Raw genomic sequence first — 15,040 nt, 5'->3', positions numbered from 1 at the left:
GAACGCCCCATACGGGGTATGAACACCATGAGCGACAAGCCCGACAACGCGATGCCCGACGACATGAATGGCGGCTACGACGAAGACAGCATCCAGCAGCTGGAAGGACTGGAAGCCGTACGCAAGCGTCCAGGCATGTACATCGGCGATACGTCCGACGGTACCGGCCTGCACCACATGGTGTTCGAAGTGCTCGACAACGCCATTGACGAAGCGTTGGCGGGTTGGTGTGACGACATCAAGGTCATCATCCACCCCGACAACTCGATTTCGATTTCCGACAACGGACGCGGCATTCCGGTCGGCGTCAAATTCGACGACAAGCATGAACCCAAGCGCAGTGCGGCCGAAATCGTCATGACCGTGCTGCATGCCGGCGGCAAATTCAACCAGAACAGCTACAAGGTATCGGGCGGTCTGCACGGCGTCGGCGTGTCGTGCGTCAACGGACTGTCGAAGTGGCTCAAACTGATCGTGCGTCGAGACGGCAAGAAATACGCGATGACCTTCCACCAGGGCAAGGTCGTCGACCGCCCCATCGAAATCCAGAACGGCGTCGAAGTCTCGCCCATGCAGATCGTCGGCGACGCCGAAGGGCGCGGCACCGAAGTGCACTTTTTGGCCGACGAGGAAATCTTCGGCGTAGGCAAGGTCGAATTCCACTTCGACATCCTCGCCAAACGTATCCGTGAACTGTCCTTCCTCAACAACGGCGTGAAGATCGAACTGATCGATCATCGCGACGGCAAGAGCGAAAACTTCGCGCACTCGGGAGGTGTGAAGGGCTTTGTCGAATACATGAGCCGTCTCAAGAATCCGCTGCACCCGAAGATTTTCAGTGCCATCGGCGAGAAGGACGGCATGACCGTCGAAGTCGCCATGCAGTGGAACGACAGCTATACTGAGACCGTACAGTGCTTCACCAACAACATTCCGCAACGCGACGGCGGTACGCACCTCACTGGCCTGCGCATGGCGATGACGCGGGTGTTGAACAAGTACATCGAGGAAAACGAAGTCGCCAAGAAAGCCAAGGTCGAGACCACCGGCGACGACATGCGCGAAGGCCTCACCTGCGTGCTGTCGGTGAAAGTACCGGAGCCCAAGTTTTCCAGCCAGACCAAGGACAAGCTGGTGTCAAGCGAAGTGCAGCCGGTGGTGCAGGAAGTGGTCGGCCAGAAGCTCGCCGAATTCCTGCTGGAAAACCCCAACGACGCCAAGCTGCTGTGCGCCAAGATCGTCGATGCCGCGCGCGCCCGCGAGGCCGCACGCAAGGCACGGGAAATCACGCGCCGCAAGGGCGTCATGGACGGCCTTGGCCTGCCCGGCAAGCTGGCCGACTGCCAGGAAAAAGACCCGGCATTGTGCGAGATCTATCTAGTCGAGGGCGATTCCGCCGGCGGCTCCGCCAAGCAGGGGCGCGACCGCAAGTTCCAGGCGATCCTGCCCTTGAAGGGCAAGATACTCAACGTCGAGCGCGCGCGCTTCGACAAGGTCATCGGCAGCCAGGAAATTGCCACGCTGATCACCGCGCTCGGCACCAGCATCGGCAAGGACGATTACAATCCGGACAAACTGCGCTACCACCGCATCATCATCATGACCGATGCGGACGTCGACGGCGCCCACATCCGCACCTTGCTGCTGACCTTTTTCTACCGTCAGATGCCCGAACTGGTCGAACGCGGCCACATCTACATCGCGCAGCCGCCGCTGTACAAGGTCAAGCATGGCCGATCCGAGCGCTACATCAAGGATGAGCATGCGCTGAAGGAGCACCTGATGGCCGAGGCGATGAAAGATGCCGAACTGACCCCGATGGACGGAGCCATGCCGATTTCCGGCGAAGCGCTGGAAATCCTGGCGCGCGAATATTTCCTCGCCGAGGCCGTCAGCGAACGCCTCGCTCGTCTGCTGCCCGACGACGTACTGCAGGCGTTGATGCGCATCCCGCGTCTTTCCCTGGCCGACAGCAACGCGGCCATGATGGCGGAAGCAAGTCTGGGCGCGGCGCTGGATGCCCAGAAATTCGAGATTGCCGCCGAATACATCAGTGAAACCGACACGCATCGTCTGCGTATCACCCGCCATGCACACGGCAATGCGTATGTGAATTTCCTTGAGGACGATCTGCTCGAATCAGGCGACTACAACCAGCTGGTCAAGGTTGGCGACCTGCTGCGCGACCTCATTGGCCTCGGCGCCCGCGCCAAGCGCGGCGAGAAGGAAGCCTCGGTGCAGAGCTTCCGCGAAGCGATGGACTGGTTCCTCGCCGAAGTCAAACGCGGCATGAGCATCCAGCGCTACAAGGGATTGGGCGAGATGAACCCCGCCCAGCTGTGGGAAACCACGATGGATCCCAAGGTGCGCCGTCTGATGAAAGTGCAGATCGAGGATGCGATCTCGTCCGATCAGATTTTCACCACTCTGATGGGCGACGATGTCGAACCGCGGCGCAATTTCATTGAGACGAATGCGCTGGGTGTGCGCAATCTGGATGTTTGAGTCAAGCTGTTAGTGTGCGTAAACGGAAATAGCGTCACGAGAAGCCATTCTACGGGACAGAATTTCTGAAATTGGCAACGTCGTAAGGCCAACCGATCTGGTTGGCCTTTTCTTTGGCGTAATGAAGAAGCAAAGAAAACGCAGACATGGGATTGGCCGTAGGCAATCGACCATCATTCCTAATGGTCCGGGCCAGAAGCCGCAGCGTGCATTTCCGGACTCTCAATATAAATTCTGCGGTTTTCCAGGCTTAGAAAGCCTCTCCGCTTTAGCTTGCTGAGCATCCCCGTAACCGTTTGGCGTGTGGTGCCGACCATATCGGCAATTTCTTGGTGGGTAAGCGTGATGTCGAGGTGGATATCCTGCCCAACGTGGACGCCATGGCGCGCACTCAAGCGTAGGATCAACTTCATGATGCGGGTCTCAACGTCGTCATTGACCAGATTGACGATGACTTCACTCAGGGTGCGCATACGGCACGACAGCACCTGCATGACGAGATGCAGGGAATCAGGATGGTCGCGAAGAAAGCCGGAAAACTGGCTCTGCGACAATTTAAGCACCTCTGAGGCCTCGCACACGTGCGCATGCACCACGCGCCCTCCTCCCTGCGCTACTTCTGCAAGACCAAACATTTCCCCTGCGAAGCAGAACCACAGAATGACTTCCTTGCCGGTATGCGACGGCTGGCAAATCTTGACTCGGCCTTTGCGAAGGAAATAGACGTGCTTGCCGGGCGCCCCTGCACGGAACACGAATTCGCCCTTGGAAAAACGCTGCATCGTGCCGAGGGAAAGCAATGCTTCCCGGTCTTCCCCGCTCATGCGGGCGAGTATGTCGGTTTGCTGATCAAGTGGCATGCGCATCCTCTGTTGGATTGCCGCGCCTTAAACGACATTTCTTTAATGCCGGAAATGTCAGTTGGCCGACATACTTTCCTCGAGATGGCCAGAATACTACTTATGCCGCTTCGGGAGTGTAAAGGGGTTGGTATCCGAAGCCGGAGAACCACAAACAGGAATGGGACATTGTCTGTGTCCCTCATAACGGAGTCCTACCCTGATGGAGGTTACGATGCCTTACCACTCTCGAGCCCGATGCTTCTCTTCTTCCCTTTTCCTCAACATTTGGGCGCTGTTGGCTGCAGTGATCGTCACGACACCTGTGTGGGCGGCTGACGTGACACCCAAGATGCAACCCAAGATCGATGCCTATAAAAAGCAGGCAGCCCTGTGGGCCATGGATCCTGTCATTGTAAAAGCCGTGAAGGAATCCAACGCCAAAGGCCCAATTCCCATGTTGGGCAATGCCAAGTGGCGCGAGTTGAAGGAAAGCGATCCCATCGTCAAAGGCTTGGTTGACAATCCGGCCGGGCAACGCCTGACCAAGTGGATGAATGCCGACGCCAAGTGGATCAATAAAATCGTGCTGTCGGGCGACAAGAGCCATCGCGTCGCTTTTACGTCCATGCCGGCGATTTATATCGGTAAGGGCAAGCCAAACTTCGACGAATCGTTCAGCGGAAAAGTGTGGCAGCAGGGTGAATCCAAGCCCGATCCCAGTACCAATATCGAATCAGTGCAGGTTTCCGTACCGGTGAAAAGCGGCAATGATGTGATCGGCGTGCTGTTGGTGTCGCTGACTGCAGCCAGTCTGCAATAGGGGGCCTTATGAGCGAACAAGTGCAGAGCGGCGGCTTTATCGCCAACTGGGGCAGCAATATTCGTGATTCCGGACGATCGCCCGGCAAGTGTGCGTGCGGATTCATCGCAGCCTGGATCGCGTTTTTCCTGATCCTGTGGGTGATGCCCGTGCCAGAGGGACTTTCCACCGCGGGCAAGGCAACGCTGGCGGTCATGGTATGGGCATGTCTCATGTGGATTACCGAAGCGATTCCAGTCGGCGTATCCGGAATGTTGATCCCTATGCTGCTGGTGATGACCGGTGCGATCGACAAGTTTCCCAAGGCGGCCAGTGGTTTTTCGACGCCGGTGGTGTTTCTGTGTCTGGCGGCATTCATTTTTGCTGCTGTGATGCAGGCAGCCGGTCTGGATCGACGCATCGCACTGGGGATGCTGCACAAGCTCAAGGTAAGAACGGTCAATGGCGTGATCTGGGCTATGTTCGGCGCCAACTTGCTGTTGTCGTTGATCATTCCTGCAGCCAACGCACGTGCCGCGACGTTGTTGCCGGTGGTGAACGGCATTACCAATATGTTCGGCGATACACCGGAAGAACGCGCCGGCAAGAAGGCTATCGTCATCCAGACGCTGGTCTATGGTTCGATGATCAGCGGCATGTGCATCATGACTGCGCACCTGCCAAACCTGGTGATCGTCGGCTTGCTCGACACCGAGCTTGCGTTACACCTGTCCTATATCGACTGGTTCAAGCTGCAATGGCCCTATCTCGGCATGTTTGTCATTACCCAGTGGTGGATGCAGCGCTACTTCAAGACGCATGGCGTGGGTGTGCACGGGGGTTATGAGGCAGTGCAAAGGCAATACGCGGAACAGCCGAAGACCAGTCAGGCGGAATGGCTCATTCTCGTGGTATTCGGCGTGATAGCGTTGCTGTGGGTGACGGAATCCTGGCACGGCATCAAATCGCATAATGCGGCGCTGATGGGGTTGGCGGTGCTGTTCATGCCCGGCATGTTCGGTTTCAAGTGGAAAGAGCTGCAGGATCGCACGATCTGGGGCACCTTCCTGTTACTCGCGGGCGCGCTTTCGATGTCGTCCGCAATGGGCAGTACCGGGCTTGCACAGTGGTTGTCGGACATCATTCATCCGCTGGCGATGGGCCATCCGTGGTGGATGGTGCTGCTGATCCTGATGGCGGGCACGCATGTGATCCGGCTCGGCATGCTGTCGAATGTGGCGGCAATCACCATGCTGGCGCCGATACTACTGGCGCTTGCACCCAAGCTTGGGTTGCACCCGGTGGCGTTCACCATGCTTGTATCCGACACCGATACCTTCGCCTACATCCTGCCAACGCAAATCACGGCGGCGGTCATCGCCTACAGCAGCGGCACCTTCAGCATGGCCGACTACGCGAAAGTAGGCTGGGTTTCGGTGCTGATAGCGATCGCCTACGGCATCTGTGTCATGGCGCCATGGTATGCCTTCATGGGCATCCCCGTGTGGGATCCCGCAGCACCTTGGCCTTTCCAATAAATCTGCCCTGATCGACACATCCCCAACCGACTTCCGTTCGGCTTGGATGTGCCTGCCGTACCAGTAAAACGAGGAAGACAACATGAAGAAAATGACCGACGCCGAACTGAAAGAAAAACTTGGCGACTACATCGCACCGCAAGGCCTGTATCAGATCACCAAGGACATGCCCTTTCTGGGAAAGGTCTCGTGCAACATCGAGCGCATGGAAGCGGGCTCCTGGCAGGAAATCGTCATCGACTACGAACTCGGCGCCTCGGGCATGGCCGACGGATCCTGGTTCAAGGCGACGTTTCGCTTCTATTCCGACTGGGCGCTGTTCCAGAATACCGATCCGGCCGGCGCCAACTACATCTCCGCCGAATATCACGCCGCGCCGACCATTCCCGGCCAGTCACCGGCGACCGTGCAGAAGCTCAGCGTGCGCTTCGATCAGAAAGGCCATGAACGGCCTTTCCAGAAAGCAGTAATCGTCGATACCTACGACGGTTACCTCAAGGCTGGCGACCACATCATCATCCGCCTGGGCGACCGGCGTTTTGGCGGCGCCGGTACGCGCGTGCAGACTTTCGTCGAGGAGAGTTTCCGCATCCGCTGCTATGTCGACCCCCTTGGCACCTCGCGCTTCGCTTCCATTGGCGAAGACCTGGTGATCGATATCAAACCCGGCGCGCCGGCGCAGTTGATGTGGGCCGGCTCGCGCATCGTGCGAGCGAATGAAAAATTTCCGCTGCGGCTGCGCAGCGAGGATCAATGGGGGAATACCTGCTGGAATCGCGGCGACAAGGTGCGGATCAACGCGACGCTGAACGGCAGGCCGGTGTACAGCAAAGAAGCGACACTGGCGGAAAAAGGCTGGGCCGTGTTGTTGCTGGAAGATTTGCCGGCGCAGGAAGCCGGTGAATTGGCGGTCACCGCCCATCTACCAGAACACCCATGGGTCAAGCCGGCGGTCTTCTACGTCACAGTGGACAAGGCGTTGACGATGCCGCGTATTTACTACTGCGATCTGCATGTGCATTCCGAAGACACGATCGGCACCAATACCACGAGCTACAACCTCACCTATGGTCGCGATGTAAGCGGTCTGGATATCCTGGCCTTTGCGCATAACGACTTCAATATCACCACGGAGAAATGGAAGAGTACGGTCGAATTGATTCATTCGATCACCACGGACGGCAGCTTTGTGGCCTATCCGGGCACCGAGTGGTGCGGATCGAGCTGCGCAGGCGGCGATCACAACGTGGTGTTTCTGCACGACGGGGAACCGGAATTTCCCTACCTCAAGACCGGCGAGCATGTGCGATCGGTGGAATGGAACGAAGACATGCGCTCGGCCACCGTCGAGCCGGGTGCCTGGCCGCTGGAAGAGTTATGGGTGGCCTATGCGAAAGATCCGGATGGCCACCTGCTGATTCCGCACGTGGGCGGTCGACGCTGCATTCTCGACTGGCACCATCCCAAGCTGGAGCGGCTGATCGAGATCGGCTCCAGCTGGGGCCATTTCGGCTGGCTGTATCAGGAGGCGATGACTCGCGGTTACAAGATCGGTGCGTCCATGGCCGGCGACGAACATCGCGGTCGCTGCGGCGGCGGCGTGCCCGGCACCGCGGTCTTCGGCACCAAGGGCGGCATCTCCGGCGTCATTGCGCCGGAGCTTTCCAGAAAGGCCGTGGCTGAGGCCTTGCGTGCGCGCCACACCTTTGCGTCCACCGGCGAGCGCAGCTATGGCTTGATTCGCTGCAATGAGCACATCATGGGCGATGAGTTCGGGCACAAGGGGCCGGCGTCGGTTGATTATCGTTTCCTCGGCGACGCGGGCTGGGACGAAATCATTGCCTTCGACCACACCGGCGAGATCTGGCGCCGCAACTTGCAACAGGAACTCGGCTACTCCGAGCGCAAGATCCGCTTCCGCTGGGGCGGCGCGCGGGTCAAGGATCGTTACCGCTGGGCTGCCTGGAAGGGCAAGGTCACCATCACCAATGCGGTGATCAACGATTTCACCGGTCGCGGATTCGAACATCTCGAAGAAACCTGCTGGCGCGAATCTGCCACCACGGTGGGTTTCAGGAGCGATACCTATGGCGATGTGGATGCCATCGAGCTTGACGTGTCGCACCTGGCCACGGCGAAGATTCGCGTCGAAGGCACGATAGACGGCTATGTGAAAGTCGGCGATCCGCTCAAGGGCAATCCTTTCGTGCACTGCCCGACATTCGAGTGGGAAATCACCGGGGCGGAATTGCTTGAAGCGGCGCGGCTCAAGAAGGATCTGCCCGGGGTGGAGATGTTTCTCGCCTTTGAGCGCATGAGCGATTCACCTGCACCGCGGGAAGTCAGCGGCACGCTCAACATCGACCCGCATAATGGCCCGCACGGCCACCGCCCGGTTTACTTTTTTGGGAGGCAGATCGATGATGCGAAGGTATGGACATCAGCGTTGTTCATTACCTTTGATGGATAAACGGCTTCTCTCACACAGGGCGCAACGGGTTGCCAAGGGAATATCCCCCCGCCTTTCTTCCCGATGCCCTTGCGTCCCTGCCGGATAACGGTTTTGACATGCCCATGAATCCATTGCGCTGGCCGGACGAAACCGCCCGGCCAAGGAACCATGAGGAGCCGAGCTTTTCGCAGCCCGGCTCGAATATCTGCCTGGATTTTCACGGCGATCCGATGCGTGCGCGGCTGGTGGTTTTTTCCGACGGCAACCATCATATGGCGCTGCAGGAAACATTGCGTGCCTTTCTGTTGAAATTCCCCGAGATGGAGGATGTCTTCTATGTCACCACCCCACCGCGCGTGGCGCTGCAAATGCTTCAGGCGGGGTGTCTGAATATAGGCAATCTCAGATTGTCGGTAACGCCGCATGTCTTCATCAGCCCATCGGCTGTGCTCGACCAACTGATAGCGGAGAAACGCATGACTGCTTATCGGCCCTTCATGCATAGCCGCGGTGTGGTGCTACTCGTACGCAAGGGTAACCCGAAGAACATCAGCGGCCTCCGGGATTTGCTGCGCGATGATGTGAGGGTGTTTCTATCCAATCCCGTCAACGAGAAAGTCAGCTACCAGATATACACGGATTGCCTGCGGCGACTGGCCCTGCATGAGAAAATTTCGCTGGATTTTCTCGCCCATCCACCGGCTTATCCGGGCTCGCCCAACTTGATTTACGGCGATACGATTCATCATCGCGAAGCGCCGCAGGCGTTGATGGACGGACGGGCAGATGTGGCAGTGGTGTTCTATCACCTGGCGCTGCGCTATCAGCGTATCTTTCCTGAACTGTTTGATTCAGTTTGGCCAGCCGGTTCCCGGGGTAACCAGCATTGCGATATCAACCGCTTCGGTTTCGGCTTGGTGGATGGTGGCGGGCCGTGGGGCAGCAAGCTGGATACGTTCCTGATGACCGATGAAGTGACGTCTATCTATGCTGCGCATGGCTTGGAACGCGCCGTGTGAAACCCCGCGCGACTATATTGCTGCCAAAATTAATTCCCTGGACGATCATGTGTACTGCGCCAGTGCGCGAAACATAAGACAGATGCGGCGCGTTTAAGCGCGTCTCAAATCGGTGCAGACGTATTTTCCAGCCAGGCCTGCAATGTGGCGCGCAACCGGTCTTCCTGCACCGGCAGCGTCAGGGCGGCGTCGATGCGCAGTCGTGCGCTGACCTTGTCGAGCACGGCCTGGTGGGCCGTTTCGTAAAAGACCAGGATGCGCGTATCGGGCGCGCTTTGTATCGCGGCCAGCAGCGACTCGAGGTTGGACAGCCGGTCGCGGAAATCCGTCTGGTGGTAAAAGTCTGCGACGATGACGGCAGGCGGGGTTTTGCGTACCAGGCTGATGGCCTTGCGTTCCGACCATTCGCCGACGACGCTGAAACCCAGTTCCTGATAGAGCTTCTTGTAGCCCGCCGTGCCGATGAAGGCATTGAGCATGAGCAGCCGGGGCGGCGCGCTCATGCAGGGGCTTTTTTGCTGGCCGCTTTCTTGGTCGTGGCCTTTTTGGCAGCCGGCTTTTTCGTCGCAGGTTTCTTCGTTTCGTCAGCGTCGGCGGCCTTGGCTTTCTTCGCTGTGGGCTTGGCGGCAGCCTTCTTCGTCGGCTTCTTGACGGGCCCTTTGGCCACGCGCGCGGCGATCAGCCCGAGCGCCTCATCCAGCGTGATCTCTTCCGGCGTGATGTCCTTGGGCAGCGTGGCGTTGGTGCTGCCGTGCTTCACATAGGGGCCGTAGCGGCCGCTGCGCACGGTGATGTCCTTGCCGTCTTCCGGGTGGGGACCCAGATTCTTCAGCACCGAGGCGGCGGAATCGGCGCCGCGCGGGGCGCGTTCCATCGCCAGTACTTCCAGTGCGCGTGGCAGGTCGATCTCGTACACGCTGTCAGTCTTGGGGATCGACTTGAACTTGCCGTCGTGCAGCAGGTAGGGACCGAAGCGGCCATTGTTGGCGACGATCGGCAGACCGGTGGTCGGGTGGTGTCCGACTTCGCGCGGCAGCGAGAGGAATTTCAGCGCCAGTTCGAGGGTGGCGTTTTCCAGCGGGATGTCCTTGGGCCACGATGCGCGGCGCGGCTTCGGCGCTTTCTTGTCCTCGGGCATCTCGCCGATCTGCACGTAGGGGCCGAAGCGGCCGGACAGCAGCTTGACGTCGAGACCGGTGGCGGGATCCTGGCCTAGGATGTTGTCGCCCTCGGCGGTGGCGGCATGCAGCGGGCGCGTGTAGTCGCACTCCGGATAGCCGGAGCAGCCGATGAAGAGACCGCGCTTGCTTGCCTGCATGAAGAGCGGCTTGCCGCACTTGGGGCAGGCTTCGAGGATGGGGCAGCCGCGCTCGACGTCCTGCTTGGCCTTCAGTTCGCCATCAAAGCCCTTCCAAAACTCGCCCAGCAGCTGCAACCATACGCGTTTGCCGTTGGAGACGTCGTCGAGCTTGTCCTCCAGCTTGGCGGTGAAGTCATAGTCGACGTAATGGGTGAAATGCCGGGTCAGGAAGCAGTTGACCAGGCGGCCGATGTCGGTCGGCTGGAAGCGCTTCTTTTCCAGCACCACGTATTCGCGATCCTGCAGGGTGGAAATGATGCTGGCGTAGGTAGACGGCCGGCCGATGCCATACTCTTCCAGCGCCTTGACCAGGCTGGCTTCGGTGTAGCGCGGCGGCGGCTGGGTGAAGTGCTGCTCGCCATGGAGTTTGTCGACCGGCAGGGTTTCGCCCTCGGTCAGTGCCGGGAGTTTCGACTCCTCTTCATCCTCGTCGTCCTGATAGACGGCCAGGAAGCCGGCAAATGCTAGGGTCTGCCCGGTGGCGCGGAAGGTGCCCTCGCCCACCGTGATGTCGGCGGCGATCGTGTCGAACTGCGCGGGCGTCATCTGGCAGGCGACGGTGCGCTTCCAGATCAGCTCGTAGAGTTTGGCCTGGTCATGCGACAGAAACTGCTTCACCGTTTCCGGCGTGCGTGTCACCGAAGTCGGGCGCACCGCCTCGTGCGCTTCCTGGGCGTTCTTGGTCTTGGCCTTGTAGGTGATGGCGGCCGGCGGCAGGAATGCCTTGTCGAAGTTGGCACCCACATACTTGCGGATGTCGGTGATGGCTTCCTGCGCCAGGTTGACCGAGTCGGTCCGCATGTAGGTGATGAGACCGACCGGGCCTTCGCCGAGGTCGATCCCTTCGTACAACTGTTGAGCAGTGCGCATCACGCGGTCGGTGGTCATGCCGAGCTGGCGCACCCCGGCCTGCTGCAGTGTCGACGTCGTGAACGGTGCGCCGGGATGACGCGCACGGCGCTTCTTCTCGATGCGCATGACGCGGGCGTCGCGGCCTTCGAGCATCGCCAGCCATTCCTTGCTGCGCGCTTCGTGCTCGATCGTGAACTGCTCGAGCTTTTCGCCCTTGAAGTGGGTGAGCTTGGCGGTGAATGGCTGTCCACCTTTATGCGTGTCGAGGTGCAGCGTCCAGTATTCGTGCGGAACGAAGGCTTCGATTTCTTCCTCGCGCTCGACGATCATGCGAAGGGCTGGCGACTGTACACGCCCGGCGCTCAAGCCCGGGCTGATCTTGCGCCACAGCAGCGGCGACAGGTTGAAGCCCACCAGATAATCGAGAGCACGCCGTGCCTGCTGCGCGTCGACCAGGTCGGATGCGATCTCGCGCGGGTGGCGCACCGCGTCCTGGATGGCCGATTCGGTGATTTCGTAGAAGGCCACGCGCTTCATCGGCGTCTTGACCTTACGTTCCTTGAGGATTTCGCTGATGTGCCAGGAAATCGCTTCGCCTTCTCTATCCGGGTCGGTGGCCAGCAGCACTTCGTCGGCTTTCTTGGCGGCCTTGACGATGGCCTCGACGTGCTTGGCATTGCGCTCGATGATCTGGTATTTCATGCTGAAATTCTCAGTGTCGACCGCACCGGTCTTCGGCTCCAGGTCGCGCACGTGACCGTAGCTGGCGAGAATTTCGTAGTCGGCGCCCAGGTATTTCTTCAGCGTCTTGGATTTCGACGGCGATTCGACAATGACGAGTTTGGACATGACTAATTAATGTAGACGTCCCGGCTCGTGATTCAACAACATGTCTTCCAGATGCGTGAAATGTTCGATCAGGCCGCGGCTCCACAGCACGATCAGCGTCATCCAGCGCACGTGATCGGGTTCGATGTCTTCGCCGCCCAAGGCCATCAGACCGGAAATCACCCATTCGCGCGATTCGGGATCGAGTATCTCGGCGCCGACCAGGAACGCGAGTTCGCTGCGGCAGCCCTCGTTGAGGCGCTCCAGCTCTTCGGCGGCGTAATGACGGTCGTAAGCCAGTGCGAGCCGCTCATGGGTGGCGCTGCCGGTCAGATTGGCATACCAGTCCAGGGCGGCGTTGATGTCGGATTCTTCAAACCCGGCGGCAAACAGGCGCTTTTCCAGCGCGTCGCGATCGGGCGCCAGCTCCGCCATGCGGAAGCTTTCATACAGGTAAACCAGGATGTCGAGCATAGTGTCAGTGAATTTTTTGGTAGCGCCCGCCGGGCAAGGAAGCAATTCGCCCATCCAGTTCAAGCGTCAACAGCTTCGCTGAAAGCGCATCCAGCGTCAACCCGGTTCTTTGTGCAAGGGTGTCGAGCGTGGTGGGTGCGCCATCCAGTGCATCCAGCACCGGGTCGGCCAGGGCGGCTGCAGCGTGTCCCGACGCGGGATCCTCCGCGGACCCCTCGCCTGGCGGGCCGTCCTGGCGCAGCCCTGGCGGGGCCAGCCGCTGCTGCCAGGCCAGTTCGTCGAGAATGTCGGCGGCGGACTCGACCAGCTTGGCGCCCTGCTTGATCAGGGCATGGCAGCCGCGCGCCAGCGGGGAATGGATCGAACCGGGAATGGCGAACACCTCGCGTCCCTGTTCGGTGGCCACCCGTGCCGTGATGAGCGAACCGCTGTCGGGTGCGGCTTCCACCACCAGCACGCCCCGACTCAAGCCGCTGATCAGCCGGTTGCGGCGCGGGAAGTGGCCGGGCAGGGGCGGCGTGCCGAGCGGAAACTCCGACACGATCAACCCGGTTTCGACCAGCTGGTGCGCCAGCGCCTTGTTGCGCGCGGGGTAAATACGGTCGAGTCCGGTGCCGACGACGGCCACGCTGGATCCGGCTCCGGCCAGTCCGCCCCGATGGGCTGCCGCATCGATGCCGAGCGCCAGCCCGCTGACGATAGTGAGTCCGGCATCCGACAGGGCATGGGCGAAGGCCTCGGCGTCGCGTATGCCCTGCGGCGTGGCGTTGCGGCTGCCGACGATGCCAAGCGCAGGCTGGTTGAGCAGGGCGCGCCGTCCCTTGCAATACAGCATGGCAGGCGGATCCGGGATCTCGAGCAAGGTCTTTGGATAGTCCTCGTCCGCCAGTGTCATCAGGCTGTTGCCGGGCTGGTCGAGCCATTCCAACGCGGCGCCAAGCTGCGCGGCGTCGGGTTCGGCCAGCAAGGCGTCGCACTGGGCGGACGTGAGGTGGGCCGCCAGCGCGCTGCGGCCGGATGACAAAACGGCCTCCGGAGAACCGAAGGCCGTGAGCAGACGAATCAGGCTGGTGTTGCCCACCCCCGGAACGAGGGCGAGACGCAGCCAAGGATCAAGTGCGTTCAATCAGGGTTTTTCACGGTATCGAGCAGGTAGACCGGGCCTTCCGACTGCATGATGAGCGCGTAGGACACACGGTCGTATACCCGGTAGACCATCACCAGGCCGCTGCGGGTATCGGGCAGCTTGACGGCGCGATCGCTGTTGTTGCCGAGACAGGTGCTGCGGAAGGAGTTGCGTACATCGACGATTTGATCGTACGTGGCCTTGCCGTCCTCTTTCAGGCAGCGCACATCGCTGTACAGCCAAGCGCCGCCATCGGGAATGCCCGCGGATTTTTCCTTGATCCAGGTCATGCGGTCCTTTTCGTCGCGGGTAAGCGTCACCGCCAGGCCTTCGCGGTATACCGCCAGCACGTGGCCGGGTTCCAGGCCGTCGCGGCTGCCGCGGTTGATGACGACGGTCTGGTAGCGCCCGCTGTCGGACAGTCCGCCGTATGCCGAGATGATGCGGCCGCTGATCTTGCTTTCCGGTGCGTGCGGAACGTATTCGAAGGGGGTGTTGTTGTCTGCCTCCACCAGCTTGTCCTTGGGCAGGATTTCCCGCACCGACTGGGTGATGCGGATTTTTTGCGGGGCGCCTTCCACCAGCGTGCGGGCGTCACCGAGGTATTCGACTTCGTAGCCCAGGACTTCGCCGGTTTCCGGATCTTTCAGCGCCTTGCCCGGGCGCAGCACGTTCCAGCGGGTGACGCCGGGTTTGCCGCCGGTGGCAAAGGCATCGTCCCCCGAGCCCAGCACGACCCGTTCGACGTTGCTGCCCAGGATGAAGGGCGCGTCGTCGAGCGCCCCTTTGGCCACCACGCGCGGCTGCGACAGGAAGGGATGGATCACGCGGATGGGAATGGATGGAATCGCATCGTTGCCGATCTCGGTTGCGCGCACGCCGGGCGACAACTTGACGGTCTCCATGCCGTTCTTGTCGCCCTTGACCAGCGACAGACGCGGCTCCTTGCCGCTGCGGTCGAGAACGATCATGTCCCCGGGATAAATCCAGTGCGGGTTTTTGATCTCCTCGCGATTCATCTTCCAGATCTGGGGCCAGCGCCACGGATCCTTGAGAAAACGCCCGGAAATGTCCCACAGCGTGTCGCCTTTGACCACGACGTATTTGTCTGGCGCGTTCTCCTGCAGTTTAAGGGTATCGGCCAGCACGGGAGCGGCGGCCAGCAGCAGGGCGAGAGAAACTACGAGTTGACGCACGGGGGAACCCTCCATTTAGACCTTGTCTAATTTTCAGCGTTGAAAATAT

At 60.1% G+C, this 15,040-nt stretch carries 11 protein-coding genes; 5 read left to right on the top strand and 6 right to left on the bottom strand.

Features of this window, described 5'->3' with window-relative positions; genetic code table 11:
- Window positions 1–27: 27 nt before the first annotated feature.
- Complete coding sequence (gyrB, locus tag B058_RS0114905; protein ID WP_026240965.1) at window positions 28–2,505, top strand: DNA topoisomerase (ATP-hydrolyzing) subunit B; 2,478 nt, start codon at window positions 28–30, stop codon at window positions 2,503–2,505.
- A gap of 179 nt (window positions 2,506–2,684) precedes the next feature.
- Here the strand turns inward: gyrB and B058_RS0114900 are convergent, their stop codons facing one another.
- Window positions 2,685–3,329 (bottom strand): Crp/Fnr family transcriptional regulator, encoded by a 645-nt coding sequence (locus B058_RS0114900; protein ID WP_169335104.1) that lies wholly within the window; start codon window positions 3,327–3,329, stop codon window positions 2,685–2,687.
- 250 nt (window positions 3,330–3,579) lie between these two features.
- Here B058_RS0114900 and B058_RS0114895 point away from each other — a divergent pair, with 250 nt between their 5' ends.
- The 4 genes from B058_RS0114895 to B058_RS0114880 all read left to right on the top strand — a co-directional run bounded on the left by B058_RS0114895 (window position 3,580) and on the right by B058_RS0114880 (window position 9,155).
- Window positions 3,580–4,167 carry a hypothetical protein gene (locus B058_RS0114895; RefSeq protein WP_169335103.1) on the top strand — a complete coding sequence of 196 codons (588 nt, stop codon included), beginning with the start codon at window positions 3,580–3,582 and terminating at the stop codon, window positions 4,165–4,167.
- 8 nt (window positions 4,168–4,175) lie between these two features.
- Window positions 4,176–5,684 carry an SLC13 family permease gene (locus tag B058_RS0114890; protein WP_018509294.1) on the top strand — a complete coding sequence of 503 codons (1,509 nt, stop codon included), beginning with the start codon at window positions 4,176–4,178 and terminating at the stop codon, window positions 5,682–5,684.
- Between the two features lie 82 nt (window positions 5,685–5,766).
- Entirely contained in the window at window positions 5,767–8,154 is a 2,388-nt protein-coding gene (locus B058_RS0114885) for a CehA/McbA family metallohydrolase domain-containing protein (RefSeq protein ID WP_018509293.1), read from the top strand.
- Window positions 8,155–8,258: 104 nt separating this feature from the next.
- Window positions 8,259–9,155, top strand: a complete 897-nt coding sequence (locus tag B058_RS0114880) for a molybdate ABC transporter substrate-binding protein (protein ID WP_157265911.1) — start codon at window positions 8,259–8,261, stop codon at window positions 9,153–9,155.
- A gap of 104 nt (window positions 9,156–9,259) precedes the next feature.
- Here B058_RS0114880 and B058_RS0114875 read toward each other — a convergent pair whose 3' ends face one another.
- Genes B058_RS0114875 through B058_RS0114855 form a run of 5 tightly spaced genes read right to left on the bottom strand, consistent with a single transcriptional unit; the run spans window position 9,260 to window position 14,991 of the window.
- Window positions 9,260–9,658, bottom strand: a complete 399-nt coding sequence (locus B058_RS0114875) for a DNA-binding transcriptional response regulator (protein ID WP_018509291.1) — start codon at window positions 9,656–9,658, stop codon at window positions 9,260–9,262.
- A complete protein-coding gene (gene topA, locus B058_RS0114870) occupies window positions 9,655–12,216 on the bottom strand; it encodes a type I DNA topoisomerase (protein ID WP_018509290.1) in 2,562 nt (853 codons plus the stop codon). Before topA ends, B058_RS0114875 begins: the two co-directional genes overlap by 4 nt.
- 6 nt (window positions 12,217–12,222) lie before the next feature.
- Window positions 12,223–12,669 (bottom strand): Smg family protein, encoded by a 447-nt coding sequence (locus tag B058_RS0114865; RefSeq protein WP_018509289.1) that lies wholly within the window; start codon window positions 12,667–12,669, stop codon window positions 12,223–12,225.
- A 4-nt stretch (window positions 12,670–12,673) separates the two neighbouring features.
- Window positions 12,674–13,795 (bottom strand): DNA-processing protein DprA, encoded by a 1,122-nt coding sequence (gene dprA, locus B058_RS0114860; protein WP_026240964.1) that lies wholly within the window; start codon window positions 13,793–13,795, stop codon window positions 12,674–12,676.
- Window positions 13,792–14,991: a LysM peptidoglycan-binding domain-containing protein gene (locus B058_RS0114855; RefSeq protein ID WP_018509287.1), complete on the bottom strand. Its 1,200-nt coding sequence runs from the start codon at window positions 14,989–14,991 to the stop codon at window positions 13,792–13,794. Before B058_RS0114855 ends, dprA begins: the two co-directional genes overlap by 4 nt.
- Window positions 14,992–15,040: the final 49 nt, after the last annotated feature.

This window comes from Thiobacillus thioparus DSM 505 (genome assembly GCF_000373385.1).
GTDB lineage: Bacteria > Pseudomonadota > Gammaproteobacteria > Burkholderiales > Thiobacillaceae > Thiobacillus > Thiobacillus thioparus.
Note: the sequence above shows the minus strand (reverse complement) of the source record. Positions and strands in the feature narration are given on the sequence as shown.